The 15,496-nt window shown below is 57.2% G+C and carries 18 protein-coding genes; 11 read left to right on the forward strand and 7 right to left on the reverse strand.

Features of this window, described 5'->3' with window-relative positions; genetic code table 11:
* Positions 1-31: 31 nt before the first annotated feature.
* Both ACSEXW_RS08570 and ACSEXW_RS08575 read right to left on the reverse strand, forming a co-directional pair.
* Entirely contained in the window at positions 32-1,387 is a 1,356-nt protein-coding gene (locus ACSEXW_RS08570) for a PFL family protein (protein ID WP_438445867.1), read from the reverse strand.
* A gap of 30 nt (positions 1,388-1,417) precedes the next feature.
* Complete coding sequence (locus ACSEXW_RS08575; RefSeq protein WP_438445713.1) at positions 1,418-1,687, reverse strand: ACT domain-containing protein; 270 nt, start codon at positions 1,685-1,687, stop codon at positions 1,418-1,420.
* 267 nt (positions 1,688-1,954) lie between these two features.
* On the opposite strand from ACSEXW_RS08575, the gene ACSEXW_RS08580 reads away from it, so the two are divergent.
* Positions 1,955-2,296, forward strand: a complete 342-nt coding sequence (locus ACSEXW_RS08580; protein WP_438445714.1) for a hypothetical protein — start codon at positions 1,955-1,957, stop codon at positions 2,294-2,296.
* 73 nt (positions 2,297-2,369) lie between these two features.
* Here the strand turns inward: ACSEXW_RS08580 and ACSEXW_RS08585 are convergent, their stop codons facing one another.
* A complete protein-coding gene (locus ACSEXW_RS08585) occupies positions 2,370-3,419 on the reverse strand; it encodes a chymotrypsin family serine protease (RefSeq protein ID WP_438445715.1) in 1,050 nt (349 codons plus the stop codon).
* 225 nt (positions 3,420-3,644) lie between these two features.
* On the opposite strand from ACSEXW_RS08585, the gene ACSEXW_RS08590 reads away from it, so the two are divergent.
* The 3 genes from ACSEXW_RS08590 to ACSEXW_RS08600 are packed head-to-tail and all read left to right on the forward strand — an operon-like array spanning position 3,645 to position 6,231.
* Entirely contained in the window at positions 3,645-4,043 is a 399-nt protein-coding gene (locus tag ACSEXW_RS08590; protein ID WP_438445716.1) for a hypothetical protein, read from the forward strand.
* A 5-nt stretch (positions 4,044-4,048) separates the two neighbouring features.
* Positions 4,049-4,645 (forward strand): gluconate 2-dehydrogenase subunit 3 family protein, encoded by a 597-nt coding sequence (locus tag ACSEXW_RS08595; RefSeq protein WP_438445717.1) that lies wholly within the window; start codon positions 4,049-4,051, stop codon positions 4,643-4,645.
* The gene (locus ACSEXW_RS08600; RefSeq protein ID WP_438445718.1) at positions 4,642-6,231 is read left to right on the forward strand and encodes a GMC family oxidoreductase; all 1,590 of its coding nucleotides are present in this window, start codon (positions 4,642-4,644) and stop codon (positions 6,229-6,231) included. The genes ACSEXW_RS08595 and ACSEXW_RS08600 overlap by 4 nt, the downstream gene beginning before the upstream one ends.
* On the opposite strand, the gene ACSEXW_RS08605 is transcribed toward ACSEXW_RS08600, so the two are convergent.
* Positions 6,228-6,728, reverse strand: coding sequence for a hypothetical protein (locus ACSEXW_RS08605; RefSeq protein WP_438445719.1), 501 nt, complete (start codon positions 6,726-6,728; stop codon positions 6,228-6,230). The two genes, ACSEXW_RS08600 and ACSEXW_RS08605, sit on opposite strands and share 4 nt — an antisense overlap.
* A 151-nt stretch (positions 6,729-6,879) precedes the next feature.
* Between ACSEXW_RS08605 and ACSEXW_RS08610 the strand changes: the two genes are divergently transcribed.
* Positions 6,880-7,755 (forward strand): AraC family transcriptional regulator, encoded by an 876-nt coding sequence (locus tag ACSEXW_RS08610; RefSeq protein ID WP_438445720.1) that lies wholly within the window; start codon positions 6,880-6,882, stop codon positions 7,753-7,755.
* 39 nt (positions 7,756-7,794) lie between these two features.
* On the opposite strand, the gene ACSEXW_RS08615 is transcribed toward ACSEXW_RS08610, so the two are convergent.
* Positions 7,795-9,705, reverse strand: coding sequence for a glycosyl hydrolase family 18 protein (locus ACSEXW_RS08615; RefSeq protein ID WP_438445721.1), 1,911 nt, complete (start codon positions 9,703-9,705; stop codon positions 7,795-7,797).
* 189 nt (positions 9,706-9,894) lie between these two features.
* Here ACSEXW_RS08615 and ACSEXW_RS08620 point away from each other — a divergent pair, with 189 nt between their 5' ends.
* Together ACSEXW_RS08620 and ACSEXW_RS08625 are read left to right on the forward strand one after the other, a co-directional pair.
* The gene (locus tag ACSEXW_RS08620; protein WP_438445722.1) at positions 9,895-10,428 is read left to right on the forward strand and encodes a YsnF/AvaK domain-containing protein; all 534 of its coding nucleotides are present in this window, start codon (positions 9,895-9,897) and stop codon (positions 10,426-10,428) included.
* A gap of 198 nt (positions 10,429-10,626) precedes the next feature.
* A complete protein-coding gene (locus ACSEXW_RS08625; RefSeq protein ID WP_438445723.1) occupies positions 10,627-11,007 on the forward strand; it encodes a YsnF/AvaK domain-containing protein in 381 nt (126 codons plus the stop codon).
* Positions 11,008-11,067: 60 nt separating this feature from the next.
* On the opposite strand, the gene ACSEXW_RS08630 is transcribed toward ACSEXW_RS08625, so the two are convergent.
* Both ACSEXW_RS08630 and ACSEXW_RS08635 read right to left on the reverse strand, forming a co-directional pair.
* Positions 11,068-11,349 (reverse strand): YxcD family protein, encoded by a 282-nt coding sequence (locus ACSEXW_RS08630; RefSeq protein ID WP_438445724.1) that lies wholly within the window; start codon positions 11,347-11,349, stop codon positions 11,068-11,070.
* A 3-nt stretch (positions 11,350-11,352) separates the two neighbouring features.
* Complete coding sequence (locus tag ACSEXW_RS08635) at positions 11,353-11,805, reverse strand: hypothetical protein (RefSeq protein WP_438445725.1); 453 nt, start codon at positions 11,803-11,805, stop codon at positions 11,353-11,355.
* A 137-nt stretch (positions 11,806-11,942) separates the two neighbouring features.
* On the opposite strand from ACSEXW_RS08635, the gene ACSEXW_RS08640 reads away from it, so the two are divergent.
* The 4 genes from ACSEXW_RS08640 to ACSEXW_RS08655 all read left to right on the forward strand — a co-directional run bounded on the left by ACSEXW_RS08640 (position 11,943) and on the right by ACSEXW_RS08655 (position 15,477).
* The gene (locus ACSEXW_RS08640; RefSeq protein ID WP_438445726.1) at positions 11,943-12,500 is read left to right on the forward strand and encodes a DUF309 domain-containing protein; all 558 of its coding nucleotides are present in this window, start codon (positions 11,943-11,945) and stop codon (positions 12,498-12,500) included.
* Positions 12,497-13,222: a response regulator transcription factor gene (locus ACSEXW_RS08645; RefSeq protein WP_438445727.1), complete on the forward strand. Its 726-nt coding sequence runs from the start codon at positions 12,497-12,499 to the stop codon at positions 13,220-13,222. The genes ACSEXW_RS08640 and ACSEXW_RS08645 overlap by 4 nt, the downstream gene beginning before the upstream one ends.
* Complete coding sequence (locus ACSEXW_RS08650) at positions 13,222-14,721, forward strand: sensor histidine kinase (protein ID WP_438445728.1); 1,500 nt, start codon at positions 13,222-13,224, stop codon at positions 14,719-14,721. Before ACSEXW_RS08645 ends, ACSEXW_RS08650 begins: the two co-directional genes overlap by 1 nt.
* 120 nt (positions 14,722-14,841) lie before the next feature.
* Positions 14,842-15,477: a hypothetical protein gene (locus ACSEXW_RS08655; protein ID WP_438445729.1), complete on the forward strand. Its 636-nt coding sequence runs from the start codon at positions 14,842-14,844 to the stop codon at positions 15,475-15,477.
* Positions 15,478-15,496: the final 19 nt, after the last annotated feature.

Raw genomic sequence — 15,496 nt, forward strand, 5'->3', positions numbered from 1 at the left:
AACGCATCTCGCGCCCGCCGTTCTCTATGTCTTAATTCTTAAAGCTGTGAATCGGCGCCGGAATCCGGCCGCCTCTTGCAATAAAGGAACTGCAGTCGAAGCTGTTGACCGGCATGACCGGCGCATAGCCGAGAAGTCCGCCGAATTCGACCATTTCGCCTACCTGCTTGCCGATCACCGGAATGATCCGGACGGCTGTGGTCTTGTTGTTGACCATTCCGATGGCGGCTTCGTCCGCAATGATGCCCGAGATGGTCTCCGGCTTGGTGTCTCCGGGAATAGCGATCATATCCAGACCGACGGAGCAGACGCAGGTCATGGCTTCCAGCTTCTCCAGAGTCAGAGCGCCGCGCTTCACCGCCTCGATCATGCCGTGGTCCTCGCTGACCGGAATGAAGGCGCCGCTCAAGCCGCCAACGTAGGAGGAAGCCATAACTCCGCCCTTCTTGACGTTGTCGTTCAGGATGGCCAGAGCCGCCGTGGTTCCCGGCGCACCGGCTTCCTCCAAGCCCATGGTCTGGAAGATCTCGGCGATGGAGTCGCCTACAGCCGGTGTCGGCGCCAGGGAGAGATCAATGATGCCGAAGGGCACGCCCAATCGTTTGGAGGCTTCCTGCGCGATCAGCTGTCCGACCCGGGTCACCTTGAAGGCGGTCCGCTTGATCGTCTCGCAGAGCGTCTCGAAATCCTGCCCCCGCACATCCTCCAATGCCCGCTTCACCACGCCGGGGCCGCTGACCCCCACGTTGATGACGCATTCCTGCTCGCCCACGCCATGGAACGCTCCTGCCATGAAGGGGTTGTCCTCCACGGCGTTGCAGAAGACCACCAGCTTGGCGCAGCCGATGGAATCCCGCTCCCGGGTCCATTCAGCGGTTTCCCGGATGATCTGGCCCATCAGCTTCACCGCATCCATGTTGATTCCGGTGCGCGAGGAGCCTACGTTGACCGAGGAGCAGACCCGGTCCGTCACGGCCAGGGCTTCGGGAATGCTGCGGATCAGGATCTGGTCTCCTTTGGTGAAGCCCTTGTGTACCAAGGCCGAGAACCCTCCGATAAAGTTGACCCCGACTTCCTTGGCCGCCTTGTCCAGGATCTCCGCAACGGGTACATACGTATCCGTATGCAATCCGCCGGCGGCGATGGAGATTGGCGTAACCGAGATCCGCTTGTTGACGATAGGCACGCCGAATTGCTTCTCCAGATCTTCACCGGTCCGGACGAGATGCTCGGCGGAACGGGTGATCTTGTCATAGACGTTCCGGCAGAAGATCTCAAGGTCCGAATGGGCGCAATCCATCAGGCTGATGCCCATAGTTATGGTTCGGACGTCCAGATTCATCTCGCGGATCATCTGATTCGTTTCTTGCACTTCCCCAATGGAAATCATGGCTCTCTCTCCCTGTCTGTAGACGTTCTAGATCCGGTGCATGATGTTGAAGATTTCCTCGTTCTGCAGCTTAATCTCCACACCGATGGAATGCCCTACGTCCTGCAGGTCCTCCACCAGAGTCTCGAAGGACTTGTTCGAGCCCGACACATCGACAATCATCATCATGTTGAAGAAGCCTTGGACGATCGTCTGGGAGATGTCCAGAATATTCACGTTCTGATCGGCCAGATAAGTGCACACCTTGGCGATGATACCGACCCTGTCCTTGCCTAATACGGTAATGATCCCTTTCACTCGAAACAGCCTCCTTATGATCATTGGGTGCGATAGAAAATGACCTTTTGCACATTATGTCAGAAGCAGGAGGCAGCTTCAATAGACGATACGAGATAGTCTTGGAGATTTTTCAAACGATACGTCCCGCCACTGCTGTAAAATTCCGCGAAGGAACCTATCGATTGGTCTACACCCTGATAGAGTCTCTCTCATAGGTTATATTATCTGCGGAACGAGTTGAGAAGCTCCCGCAGACACCACTATACCTTAGGGAGGGTGTGTTCCATGTTGAAGAAAAAGACAGTTAAGGCCAGTCCCAAGAAGATTCTCCGTAAAAGACATCTGACGGCGAAGGCGAAGATCACCCAGAATCTCGGCAACGGCTTCCGCCGGGACGTCTACCAGACCTTCACGATCTTCCCCGGCGACTACGTCCGGATCGACCTGCCGGTCGGCCCCAACAGAAGGGTCATCACAGGAGGCTGGTCCATTACCGACGACGTAGAGGTGTATGCGACCGATTACTACCCGTCCACCCCGCGGCGCTGGACAATCTTCCTGCACAACCAGGGCAGCATCTCGACAACCGTAACCACTTATCTCATCAGCAAACGGCGCTTCTCTTAACGATCAGCGGCCCATCCCGCTATCAGAAAAGTCCCGCACATTCGTGTGCGGGACTTTTTTTGTGGGGAGGATTTTAAGGAGCAGTCTTCGCCCGGATGACCTTGATTCGCTTCAGCTGAAGGGGAGTCAGAGGACGGACATAGCTGTTGTTAAGGGGCTTGACGACCTTCACCTTACCGGCACCAGCGGGTGTCGCGACGCGGGTCTTGAAGGCCTGCATCGTCCAATGGACCGGGAAGGCGATCGACAGCTTCCCGTCGGGCGGACCGGCATAGTTGACCGCAACGGCATAATCGTCGCTCCGTCTCAGCCAGACCGATCCGGAATCCCCCGGCAGGGAGACGGGATTCGTTCCCCGGATGACTGTCTGATTCCGATAGGTGAGGGTACCCAGGTTCCCGTAATCGCCATAATCGATCTTCACATCCGTATGCACGGATTGTACGACGCCCGTTACCAGGCCCGTTGTCCGGCCCACCTTCTTCAGAACCTGCCCGACCCGGTAGGAGGTGACGTGTCCGGGCACTGTTCCTACCTTGGCGTAGGTGGGGCTGAGCAGCTGCTTCTGGAGAGGGACGGCAATCGCAGCGTCCACATAATGGACGCCCTGCTTCCGAAGCTGTACGAACCGATCCAGCCGGCCGATCCGGGACGGGTCAGGATCCGCGCCACCCGGTTGATAGGTCCCGGAGTAGCCGGAGGTATTATTGCGGTTCAGCACATGGTTATTGCTCAATGCATAACGATTTTGTCCGTTCAGGCCGGTCACGATTAACCCCACCGTGCCGGAGGCCTCCAAGGTGCCGATGCTGTAGCCTGCCGGGACAGGCCTTATCTTGCCGGTTAGATTCGCCGGCTTGGCGCTTCCGTAGCGCCGGAACGGCTTCGTGACCACATACCGGACCGGAACGGTGACCTTCTTTCCCCGAGACGTGATCACGGCCGATGCAGCGGCAAGCTTGCTGCCTGCCACCGCCTGTCCGGTGTAGAAGATAACGGCGGCTCCAGAGCCGGGCCGTTCCGGATGAGCGGCACCTACTCCGATGCCGTAAACCCCTTTTGCCTTCAAATAGGTCCTGGACAGCTTCTCCTTGGCCTGCAAGGCTTCCCGATACGTCGCCATTCGCTTCATCCTTTCCCCTTACCGTAATAGGCTCCGGTTCGCATTTATACCGCTTTCCGGATTAATGTTGCCAACGTATCCTATGCGGGATGTCCCTAACGGCGGTCCGGATAAATGCCATCAGGGGGTGTTTGCACCTGCCTGCTTGGGAGAATGGGGGAATAAATGAAAGGGCATAGGGGAAATTAGAACCTGAACTGACTTTATTTAGAAAAGGGGACAGCCATGAATTGGTCGATATGGTCGCTGGATCGGATTCTCATTCTCTTCGTCGGCTTGGCCTTCTTGATGATCGGCATCCAAGTCACGCTGTTTCATTACCGGCAAAATTTCCATCACAAGTCCATGTGGGTTCCAGTCATCGCCTCGCCCGTCTTCTTCGTGACCGGGATGGTTCTGACCTGGTATAATGCCCCGTGGCTGCATAATCTGTTTACCGGGTTCATGTGGTTCGGGGTTCTGGCAGGGCTGATCGGCTTCTACTTCCATGTCCGCGGCGTAGGCATCCGGGTCGGAGGCTGGGCCCTTCGGAACTTCCTGATCGGCCCCCCCGTGGCGCTCCCGCTGATGTTCTCTGCTCTCAGCGTACTGGGCCTGATCGCCGTCTATTGGAAGGCGGGGTGAAGCCAATGGAGATCAAGAGCCATTATCCGTCCTATGATGTGATGAAGGAGAAGAAAGAGTGGGACGGCCATACGCGGGCCATCGTGACCGGACGGCTCCAGCTCCGGGGGGAGCTTCGGTTCCTGACGGCGGTGGAGGCGGAGCTGATCCGGGAGATCGCCTCCCTTCTCGTGGATGATACTGACCCGGAGATTCTGGAATATGTCATCCGTCACGTGGATCAATCCTTGAACCAATCCCCGGGAGAAGGGCAGCGGCAGGCCGGAGTGCCTGAAGCGCCGGTACTGGTTCGAATGGGACTGAAAGCCATTGAGCAGGAATCGGAGTTAACGGAAGGCGTATCGTTTATGAAGCTGGAGAGGAAGAAGCAGGAGCGGATGTTGAAGGCACTGAGCGAGAACAGAGCCGGATCCGCCAAGCTCTGGCGGGAGGTGCCCCAGTCGGCGTTCTTCCAGAAGCTTCTCTCCTGGACAGTGGAAGCTTATTGCTCGCATCCATTGGTCTGGTCCGGAATCGGCTATGGGGGTCCGGCCTACCCGAGAGGCTATATCCGGACGCAGCTTGGACAATTGGAGCCATGGGAGGCGCATCGGGAGACATGATGAAGCGCAGATATGCGGAGGAAGTCGTGGATGCGGTCATTGTCGGAGCGGGCGCGGCCGGCGGGGTGCTGGCCAAGGAGCTGAGCGAAGCCGGCATGAGTGTTGTCGTGCTTGATGCGGGCCCGATTCGGGATCCGCAGAAGGATTTTGCCAGCGATGAGCTGGCCATGAAGGCCTTGGGCTGGCAGGATACCCGCATCGTGGATGGGCATGACCCGTTGACGATGGGACATAACAATTCGGGCCGAGGGATCGGCGGAGGCACGGTGCATTTTACGGGCGTGTTCCTGCGCTTCCATGAAGCGGACTTCCGGGCCCGAACGATAGACGGCGTAGCGGACGATTGGCCCATCGGCTACAAGGACCTGGAGCCCTATTATTCCCGAATCGAGAAGGAGATCGCGGTCTCCGGTCCGAAGCATTTTCCATGGGGGGAGTTCAAAGGTCCATACCCCTACCCGGAGAGGGAGCCGCTGAGCCCCAATGCCTATCTGTTCATGAACGGATGCGAGAAGCTGGGGATTAAGAGCTCCGTCCCCCCGCTGGCCATCCTCTCCGCCCCCTTCGAGGGAAGGCCGCCCTGCATCAATCGGGGCTTCTGCAATCAAGGCTGCATGCCCAACGCCAAGTTCAGCACCCTAATCGTCCATATTCCCAAGGCGATGAAGGCCGGTGCCGAGGTGCTGCCGGATTGTATGGTCACCCAGGTGCTGATGGGCAAGGACGGGCTGGCCGAAGGCGTCACCTTCGTCCACGAGGGGCAGACGTACCGGCAGAAGGCCAAGCTGGTTATTCTGTCCGCATACGTGGTGGAAACCCCGCGCCTCCTGCTGAACTCAGCCGACTCCCGATTCCCGGACGGTCTCGCCAACAGCAGCGGCATGGTGGGCCGGTCTATCATGGTCCACAGCAGCCAGGACGTATACGCCAAGTTCAACCGGGAGATCCGGCTGTACAAGGGCACACCGGTCTTGGCCACAACCCAGGATTTCTACCGGACGGATCCGGCGAACGGCTTTGTCCGCGGGTATACGCTTCATGCGCATGGAGCCCGTCCGGTGGCCTTCGCCCAGGGGATATCCAAAGCCCGGGGAGGCCCCGTCTGGGGGAGCCGATTGAAGGAAGCTCTGCGGGATTATAACTACTACGGCCGAATCACCTTGGTGGGCGAGGTGCTGCCGGAGCCGTCCAACCGGGTGACGCTTGCGGAGGAGAAGGACGAGTACGGGCTTCCCCGGGCCAAGGTAACCTTCAGCTATGGAGAGAACGACAAGCGGCTAATTGATCACGCCACCGGAAAAATGAGCGCCATCCTAGAGGCTGAAGGCGGGAAAGTGGAGTTCGTCGTGCCGGATACCGCCCATATGATGGGAGGCTGCCGGATGGGAGACGATCCGCGCACCTCCGTGGTGAACTCCTACGGGCAGACCCATGACATCCCTAACTTGTTTGTCTGCGACGCCAGCATCTTCGTCACGTCGGGAGCAGGCAATCCGACCAACACGGTCATGTCCTTGGCTCTCCGTACGGCGGATTACATCAAGGAGAAGGCCCGCAAGCGGGAGCTCTCCGCCGCGCCGGGTTAAGAGGCAGCCGGACGGTTCTTCACAAGCTGATGGTAGGCGAAGTCATCCGCAGCCTGCTCAATCTCTACATCCTTATAGACAGACGACTGCCGAACCGCCCGAATCAGGGCGGTTCGGTACGTTTGGAGACCCTTGCTGCCGTCACGGCCAATCTGGCAGGAGAGGTCCAACAGATGGTAGAATTCATGGAAGAGGATAAAATAGGGCAGGTCGGCCGGAGCGACCGCATACCGGTCCATAACGGTCCGTTCCTCCCCGGACAGATACCGGTCATAGGGCAGTTGAATGAAGATCCGAGCCGTGGTACAAGCCCGGTTCACGACTGCAGACCCTCCGTATAAAGGTCCCCACGCTACGGATACCGTACACCTCATGGTTTCGGGAAGAAGCGGCAGCAGCCGCTTCAGCCGGGAATCCAGCCTGCGCCTCCATACGAGCAGGCGAAGCTTTTTGACCCTGCGGGAAGTGCAGGATTTGCGAATCCATCGATACAGCATCGACATCGCCTCCTCGCCTTCACCTTACAATGGAGGCCGGAGCGCGGCAAGGTGAAATTGCAGGAAATCACCCGTCAAAATGGTGCACGGATTGTCGGACCGGTTGACGTTAGAGTTGATATTCTGGACGGGAGAGGAAGGAGGGAAGAGCATGAATCCGCTGGCCCAATTGAACGAGGCTCTGGCCTATATTGAGGAGAATCTGACGCAGGAGATTAATTATGACGAGGCCGCCCGCTACGCCCGATGCTCGGAATATCATTTCAAGCGGATGTTTTCGTTTCTGGCCGGGCTACCGCTGTCCGAATATATTCGTCGCCGCCGACTTACGCTAGCGGCCCTGGAGCTTCAGAGCACGAACATCCGTATTATCGATTTGGCGCTGGAGTATGGGTATCAGTCTCCGGATGCGTTCACCAAAGCGTTTCAACAATTCCATGGTATCTCTCCGTCGGAGGCCAAGAGCAAGGGACACCGGTTGAAGGCTTTTCCCCGGATGACCTTTCAATTAACCGTCCAGGGAGGAAATGAGATGGATTATCGTATTGTAGAGAAGGAAGCGTTTCGTATCGTGGGCCTGAAGAAGCGGGTGCCCATCGTCTTCCACGGCGTCAATCCGGAGATTGCCGCCATGGCGGCTGCCTTGACAGGGCCGATGATCCTCCGTCTGAAGCAGCTGAGCGATGTGGAGCCTTCGGGGATGATCAGCGCCTCCGCGAACTTCTCCGAGGGCCGTATGGAGGAGAAGGGGGAGCTGGACCATTACATTGGGGTAGCCACGACGAAGCCGTGTCCGGAGGAGTTCGACTCCTTGGAAGTAGGCGCAGGCACCTGGGCTGTATTCGAGGCCGTCGGGCCCTTCCCTTCCACCCTGCAGAGCATATGGGGCCGGATTTACTCGGAATGGTTCCCCTCCAACCGTTATGAAGCGGTGGAAGGGCCAGAGATCCTATGGAACGAGAGCCCGGATACCACCTCTCCCGCATACCGGAGCGAGATCTGGATTCCGGTTAAGTTAAGAGCATGAGGATAACCCCCCGCACGTACCTCGCGGGGGGTTCATCATTTACTTGGCCTGCAGCATGGTTTGCCAGAAGGCGGGGTCTTCTTGACCCAGTCTCCAAGCGGCCACTCCGGCCAGCTCGTATTTTTTGGCTACTGCCAGGCGTGCTTGAAGGGTGTCGGCGTTCTCCAGCCAGAAGACCTTCTTGTTGCCGTCATCCCCCTTGTATTCGATCTTGTATTGACCGAAGGCCGGATCCCAAGCGGAAACGGTGGATCGGGAGCTCAATATAGAAGATAAGTCCTTGGTATAAATGGCTCGGTTGCTGACAAGCGCGCCGGACGCATCCAGCGTCCATTCCCTGACATAGAAGGGAATACCCATGATCAGCTTGTCCCTCGGGATCCCGTAGGACAGGAATTCCTTAATGCCTTCTTCGATCCATGACAGACCCGCTACCGAGCCTGGAACCGTGCTGCCTGCATAATGCTGGTCGTACGTCATGGTAATGATATAATCGACGATTCCACCCAGCTTCTCGTGATCGTAGGCCGTCTGGTGGTTCCACTTGACGCTGCCGCGGGGGAGATCTACGGAAATCTTCAAGGCTTGGGCATGGGCGGCTTCCGTGAGTTTGGTCAGGAATTCGGTGTACGGAGCCCGGTCCTTGCCGCTGATGCTCTCAAAATCCACATTAATGCCTTGAACGTTAAGCTCCGCGGCCCGCTTCACCAAAGCGGCGATAAACCGCGCTTGAGCATCCTTGTTGCTCAGGAATGCTGTGGTCAACGCGGAATCGAATTGATTGCTGACCAGAGGATGCACCTGCAGGCCCTGCTTGCGGAGCAGCTCCACCGTTTCCTTGCTGGAGGTATCCTTCAAGCCGCCGTCCGCATCGGCCAGCTGGAACCAGGTCGGAGAATCCACATCGAGTCCCATCGTACCGGCCGTCTGCTTCAGGATCGTATCCTTGGCGGAGGAGCCATTCCATGCCCACAATTGCAGCTTCCTGAAATTGTTCCAGATGGTGTTGCCGTTCAAGGTTCGGATCGAAGCATTGCTGTACTGCTTGGCATATTGGAGCGCATCGGAGGGCGTGTAGAAATCACCGATCCGATTGGTTCCCTGATACACGGTATAGGTCGCTTCGTTGTTCCATATGGCTTCGCCGTCCAGCCGGATGGAAGCATGCGCCCACAGCCGCGCATAATCGGCCGCTTGATCCAGACTGACGAATTCGTCCAGATAGGTGTCATTCTGGTAGACCTTATACGGCTTCGCGTTCTCATAAACGGTCGATTGGTCAGCCAGGCGGACGATGCGGGAATTTCCCCAGTTGAGCGCTTCGTTCACCGCATCCTCCAAGTAAGCAAAACGCCAAGAATCCTGGGTGTAGGTCCCTTGGTACACTTGGTAGGAAGGTTGTCCGGAACGAAGCTCCTTCTTCTTCGCGGCAGGGAGATTGTCCCATACCCAACGGTTGTTCGTCAGGTCGATGATGTGGGCGTTGGACCAGCGCTTGGCTTCCGCGGTGGCCGCGGGCAAACTGGTGAACAGCCACGAATCGGCGGTTGCATCTCCTTGATATAGCCGGTAACGAGGATAGTTGTTCCACACCCATCCGACGCCTTGCAGATCCCGAATGCTCGCATGTCCCCACTTGGAGGCTTCCTTAATGGCGTCCTCCAGCTTGGCGAAGGACCATTCCGGCACAGTATGGCCGGATTGGTACACCTGATACCGGGGGTAGTTGTTCCATCGCCAGGCGCCGCTTCCGATTTCCTCTACACGGCTGTTGGAGTATGAGCGCGCATAGCTCTCCGCCTTGGCATAATCGGCGAATTCCATGAGCAGCTGGTCGTTCTGATAGACGCGGAACTTGGTGGTCTTGTCCGTGGCGGCCGACACCGGCAGCGGTACCAACAGGGACAAGGATAAAGAAAGCAGGACAGCCTTCATGCCGAATTTGACCATGCTTCACTCCTCTTTCTATGAGCTTCTATTCTATTTAACGGCAAATCAGTAGATTTGTTGCGTGTTTTTCCATGGAAAATATGGCTAGGCACTCATCCGGTGAGTCAACCATTGCCAAGGATAGGGGAAACCCTGCGGGGAGATGTTATAAGGGCATCATCCATCATACTTCTAAGGAGGGCCCATGCGATGAGTTTCTTTGGACTGTTCGATGATGAGAAGCGGGATACCGAGGAAGTGGAATACATCGACAATGCTGGCGTTCAAGTAGATGTGGACAAGATTAAGGATACAGATGCGGATACGGATACGTTCCGGTCTGCTGACCGGGTGGAGGACGGGAAAGTCCGCCTTCGCGAGGAAGAGCTGGATGTGTCCAAATATTCGGTGAAGACGGGTGAAGTCATCCTTCACAAGGATGTCGTCGAAGAGACGCGTTCCGTGAACGTGCCGGTCACTCATGAACAGGTGGTCATCGAAAGAAGAACCTTGAACGAATTCTCCGATGAGCCGGTGGGCAGTGACGAGGTGATCCGCATCCCGGTCAGTGAGGAACGGGTGGACGTGAACAAGCGTACCGTCGTGACGGGCGAGGTTGAGGTTCACAAGCATGCCATTCAGGAAACCAAGGAAGTGAATGAAACCGTCCGTAAGGAAGTAGCCCGTCTGGATGTGGACGGGAACCCTGATATCGTCAACAGATCCGACGTAGACGTACAATAAGCAAAACGTATGAGAAAAATAGCAGGTATGGTAATGGGGGCGCTTTCAGGAGCGCTCCTCCTTTGGTTGGCGAACTTCTATTTGGGTTGGGGAAATCCGGCGGGAGCGATCGGAGCAGGTGCTGTTGCAGGGATAGGGCTATCAGCCACAGTCTCGCTAATGCCCATACTCCGGAACCGTTCAAAGACGAAGATAGGGATGGCGGAGGAACCGATAGCAGATGCGGGCTCCCGGGTGATGAAGCTTCGGGAAGAGAAGCTGGATATCGGGAAGGAACGGATCTTCCTCGCAGATGTTCAAGTCAGAAGGGAATGGGTGGAGGATACCCGGAGGATCGAGGTTCCCTTGTACCGTGAAGAGCTGGTTGTGGAGAAGAACGGTCATGAGGCGTACCGGATCCCGGTCCGCGAGGAGCGCTTGGAGGTTCGGAAGATTCCCGTGGAACTGAATGAGGTTCGAGTCCGCACGGAGACACAGGTGGACGAAGTGCAGGTCCAGGAGACGCTGCTCAAAGAGGTGGCCCGCCTATCCGTGGAGGGCGAAGCGGATCTTCTGGAAAAGAGCCGGTCCGATGCTTAGAAAAAACTAAGGAGCCGAATCGTCCCGCGCTGCGGTGGATTCGGCTCCTTGGTGTCCTGTTCAGGCAATTTCTATGTGGGCGGTCATCTCTTGATCTACTTGGAGCCGGATCTGGCTGCGGAACACCCGAATGCCTTGAACCGTGTAGAGATAACGCTCAATTGCTTCGAGCATGTTCGCTTCGATGAGGTATTGACTGCGTCCTTCGGCGGTTACTTCCGCCGAGAAGCCTAGCGACTCGTCCCACATCAGCTCCACTTCCACCTGCTCCGGCCGGATGCCCTTGCGCTCCGCCATATGGAGACAGATGGCGTTCATAATGTCCTGCTCGGATAACTGCATGGATCAGGACCTCCTGTGGTTCTGGTTATACCGGTTCCGGTTCGTGAAGTAGGCGAAAATTCTGCGGACGATCATGATCAGGATTACGATTGCAAGGACATTGACCATTAAGCCCAGGAATTGTCCCATAAAGCCCATATTCCCGAACATGCCTCCGAACAGTAATCCTGCCATTCCGCCGAGGAAGAGCCCTCTGGCAAAACCGCCTCCGAAGAAGCTCCGCTTCGGAGCGGGCGTTACACCAGCCGTTCCCGAATCCTTGTTCCCGGTGGCAGGCTGAGTCTTACTTACCCCGCTGTTCGGATTGGTAGCCGGCTGCTTATAGGTTCCCTTCGGTGATTTGTAGCTGGTCTTCATCACATAAGGAGCGGCAGAGGCTTGTTCGGGCAAGGTGACAGCGCTTGCGGCCATGACCAGACCCAGACTGAGTACGACGGCGATCCATTTCTTCAACATGTCGAGTTCTCCTTTTGGATGACTGTGATTTTTGTTGCAGGTTCTATACCTACATACGGCTTAGTGTGCCATCCGGTTTCGGAAATGATGCCGATTTGTTACAATGAGTTCATGCAGGGAAGTGCGGAGGTGCGCAGGTGGGGCTTTATCCGGAAGCGTATGTGGAATTCCTGGTCCATTTTCATGGGACGCGGGATTATTTTGAATGTCACGAGCTGTTGGAGGAATATTGGAAGCAGGAAACGGATCCGGCCCTGAAGGCCGTATGGCACAGTCTGATTCAAGCCGCGGTATCCGCCTATCATGAACGCCGAGGCAATCTGGCGGGTGCCGTCAAGATGCTGGAGCAATCCTGCGAACGGTTGTCCGCGGCGGATCCGGGATTAGCCGGCTTAGACCGGGAGGAGCTGCTTCAGCGATTCCGGGAACGGATCGGTCACATGAAAGAGAGACAATCGCTTGACGCATATTCTCCGTTTCGGGATCCCGAGCTTCCGATTCGGGATCCGCAGCTGCTGGACCGGTGCAGGGCGCTGTGCCTCTCTTGGGGGGCCGTATGGAACCAGCCCAGCGCACTGGAGGATGAGAGCCTGCTCCACCGGCATACGCTGCGGGACCGTTCGGACGTCATCTCCGAGCGCCGGCGCAGCATGATGATGAAGATGAGCCGGAAGCAGGGAGGGTCTCCACAATGACGAGAACGACGGAGCGTATCCTGATCGTCGATGACGAGCCGAATATTGTGGAGGTCATCCGGCTGTACGTGGAGCATGTCGGCTATGAGCCGGTGGTGCTCTATTCCGGCAAGGATGTGATCGAGGCCGTGGAGCGGGAGCAGCCGGACCTGGCCGTATTGGACGTGATGCTTCCCGATACGGACGGCTTCGAGCTGTGCCGGAGGATCCGTGCACTACCCGAGCCCTTGAACGACACGCCAATCATGATGCTTACCGCTAAGGGAGAGTCCATCGATAAGCTGCGGGGGTTTAATCTCGGTGTCGACGACTATATCGTCAAGCCGTTCGATCCGAACGAGCTGGTGGCGCGGATGAAGGCGATTCTCCGCCGCGTCCGGGCGGCTAAGCCCAAGGAACAGGAGGAGAAGGGCCCCGAGAGGAAGCTGCTGGAATTCCCGGATCTGTCCATCGACATCGACCAGTACCGGGTGTTCGTCGACGGAGTCCGGGTGGATCTGACGCCCAAGGAGATGGAGCTCCTGTACTTCATGGCTTCCAACCCGGGAAGGGTCTATACGCGGGACGAGCTGCTGGAGCAGGTATGGAAATTCGACTTTGCCGGAGGAACCCGGACGGTGGACGCTCACGTCAAAAATATCCGGAAGAAGCTGGGCTCCCATGAGGGCTGGTCCGTTCAGACCTTATGGGGAATCGGCTATTCCTTCGAGGTGAAGGCCTGATGCTGCCGAAGCTGCGGAAGAGTCTGTATCTGAAGCTGTTTCTATCGTTTCTGGCCACCTGCGTACTCTTTTTCCTCGGTCTGGCCTTATTCTGGAATCAATATTTCGCCGACCTGTTCTATAAGGATAAGAAGCAGCTGCTGATCGACCGTTCTTCCGACCTGGTCTCGGTAGTGAAGAGCGTCCAGGAGGGCAGCCTGTCCAGCCGCGAGCTCCGGATTTCCATGAGGCTGATCTCCAGGAGCTTCAACGGCCAGATCTGGATCCTGGACAACCAAGGCAAGGTTCTCTTCAGCAGCGACCCCGTAATGGAGGGTCAGTCGATTCCGAAGGACCTGGAGGCGACGCTGACGAAGGCGCTCAAGAACAACAGCGATTTCTTCATCGAGCATATGACACCGTTCCGTCCCGCCCGCCCCGAGGATCAGGGAAGACCGGAGCAGCCTCCGCGGCCCGGGGGCAGCTATCTCATCTATTACATGCCTCTGACGCTGAACAACCAGACCTCGGTAGTCTTCTTGCAGACGCCCGTGGAGGATATCACGGAGGTCATCACGGCCGTCCGGTGGAATATCTGGGTGCCTCTGTTGTTCTCCCTGGTTGCGGTCGGTGCCATTCTCTTCATCATGAGCCGCAAGCTGGCCGGACCGCTCCGCGAGATGAACCGGGCATCGCTGGCCTTGGCGGAGCGGAATTTCTCCATCCGCGTGCCGGAGGGCAAGGATGATGAGGTAGGCCAGCTGGCGCAAAGCTTCAACTTCATGATTGAAGAGCTGGAGCGCTGGGAGGACACGCGCCAGGAATTTCTCGCGAACGTATCCCATGAGCTCCGGTCCCCGTTGTCGGCACTCAGGGGGATGATCGTCGCCATGAAGGACGGAGTCATACCGGAGGAGAAGCGTCCCCATTATCTTCAGATCTGCGATCTGGAGGTCCAGCGCTTGGGGAGGCTGGTGGATGAGCTTCTGGATCTGGCCAGAATCCAGAACGGTTCGGATGTGTACCGGTTCACTCTACTGGATCCGGTGGCCAAGACGAAGGAAATTATCGACCTCCTGGCTCCTGTCATCAAGTCCAAAGATCTGCAATTCGAGGTGTGGATGACCGGGGAGCTGCCCAGCGAGCCGGTATTGGTAAGGCTGGATCCGGACCGTTACGCCCAGATTCTCAATAATCTTCTGCATAACGCCATGAAATTCACACCGGAGGGCAACCGGATCTCGGTTCATCTGGAGGTTCGGCATGAGGAGTTCCAGGTCGAAATCTCCGACACGGGCTGCGGCATGTCGGAGGAGGAGATGAAGCGGATCTGGGACCGCTTCTACAAGGCGGATCCCTCCCGTACGGGCAAGGACGGGGGCGGCACCGGGCTGGGACTGACCATTGCCAAGCACCTGGTCAACGGCATGAACGGCCATATCTCGGTGCGGAGCCGAGCCGGCCAAGGAACGACCTTCTCGGTCTTATTTCCCTTGGTCAAATCCGACGGGATTGCCTAATTTTTCACATTCTTTTTACAAATGAAGCAAACCTCCTTCAAAGTTGTCCGATATCCTGATGATAGCATCAGGATATTTTTTTTTTGGCGGTTGCAGATGTTGGGAAGGAGGCGCTGGAATGTGGGGAAGAGCCCTTTCTGGCGGATGGCGGCCGTGTCGCTTGGATTGGCGGTGACCGTTGCGGTAATCGGCGGTTGTTCTCTGGCGGAGCCTTCGGCTTCCGCCAATGCAGTCAGTCCGGCTCCCGCAGCTCCGTCCGGGGTGGAGCCTCAGCCTGACTCGGACTCCATCCAGATGAAGAAGGAGGCGGACATGGTCCGGATATTCCGCTTTCTGATCCGGCTGGATGAGGCCCCGGACACCAAGCTGACCAAAAAGCAAGCGGAGGCGATGCTGCCGATCGTAAGCAAAAGCGTGTCGGAAGGGATTTTGGAGGAACAAGAAAAGGTGGTCTTAACCAAGCTGTTCCGCCCTGAACAGTTGGCTGCGTACGTCCGATATTCGGAGAAAGACGGTGCGTCAGTCCCACCAAAATGGCCTCAGCCGGACGGCCGGGACGGAGCGGGAGAGGAGAAGCACCGACGGATGGAGGAGTGGGTCAAGAGAGCGGTTCAAGAGACACCGGAATCGGAGGCGGCGGGAATCCATATGGGCTGGCAAGCTTCCGGGCGCAATCCGGACGAGGATTGGACCGCTGGAGAGAAAAGCGTGGAGCAAGAACTGATCGAGCTCCTCGAAAGCAAGCTGGTCCCATAGGGGCTTTGAACGGGTACAT

It is taken from the genome of Oryzibacillus soli, from assembly GCF_051594765.1.
Taxonomy (GTDB): Bacteria; Bacillota; Bacilli; order Paenibacillales; family NBRC-103111; genus Paenibacillus_AR.

What these genes read in the sequence shown, in the direction of transcription:
- ACSEXW_RS08580 (WP_438445714.1), top strand. Translation starts at nt 1,955, where the DNA reads ATGTTGAAGAAAAAGACAGTTAAGGCCAGTCCCAAGAAGATTCTCCGT.
- ACSEXW_RS08585 (WP_438445715.1), bottom strand. Translation starts at nt 3,419, where the DNA reads ATGGCGACGTATCGGGAAGCCTTGCAGGCCAAGGAGAAGCTGTCCAGG.
- ACSEXW_RS08590 (WP_438445716.1), top strand. Translation starts at nt 3,645, where the DNA reads ATGAATTGGTCGATATGGTCGCTGGATCGGATTCTCATTCTCTTCGTC.
- ACSEXW_RS08595 (WP_438445717.1), top strand. Translation starts at nt 4,049, where the DNA reads ATGGAGATCAAGAGCCATTATCCGTCCTATGATGTGATGAAGGAGAAG.
- ACSEXW_RS08600 (WP_438445718.1), top strand. Translation starts at nt 4,642, where the DNA reads ATGATGAAGCGCAGATATGCGGAGGAAGTCGTGGATGCGGTCATTGTC.
- ACSEXW_RS08605 (WP_438445719.1), bottom strand. Translation starts at nt 6,728, where the DNA reads ATGCTGTATCGATGGATTCGCAAATCCTGCACTTCCCGCAGGGTCAAA.
- ACSEXW_RS08610 (WP_438445720.1), top strand. Translation starts at nt 6,880, where the DNA reads ATGAATCCGCTGGCCCAATTGAACGAGGCTCTGGCCTATATTGAGGAG.
- ACSEXW_RS08615 (WP_438445721.1), bottom strand. Translation starts at nt 9,705, where the DNA reads ATGGTCAAATTCGGCATGAAGGCTGTCCTGCTTTCTTTATCCTTGTCC.
- ACSEXW_RS08620 (WP_438445722.1), top strand. Translation starts at nt 9,895, where the DNA reads ATGAGTTTCTTTGGACTGTTCGATGATGAGAAGCGGGATACCGAGGAA.
- ACSEXW_RS08625 (WP_438445723.1), top strand. Translation starts at nt 10,627, where the DNA reads ATGGCGGAGGAACCGATAGCAGATGCGGGCTCCCGGGTGATGAAGCTT.
- ACSEXW_RS08630 (WP_438445724.1), bottom strand. Translation starts at nt 11,349, where the DNA reads ATGCAGTTATCCGAGCAGGACATTATGAACGCCATCTGTCTCCATATG.
- ACSEXW_RS08635 (WP_438445725.1), bottom strand. Translation starts at nt 11,805, where the DNA reads ATGTTGAAGAAATGGATCGCCGTCGTACTCAGTCTGGGTCTGGTCATG.
- ACSEXW_RS08645 (WP_438445727.1), top strand. Translation starts at nt 12,497, where the DNA reads ATGACGAGAACGACGGAGCGTATCCTGATCGTCGATGACGAGCCGAAT.
- ACSEXW_RS08650 (WP_438445728.1), top strand. Translation starts at nt 13,222, where the DNA reads ATGCTGCCGAAGCTGCGGAAGAGTCTGTATCTGAAGCTGTTTCTATCG.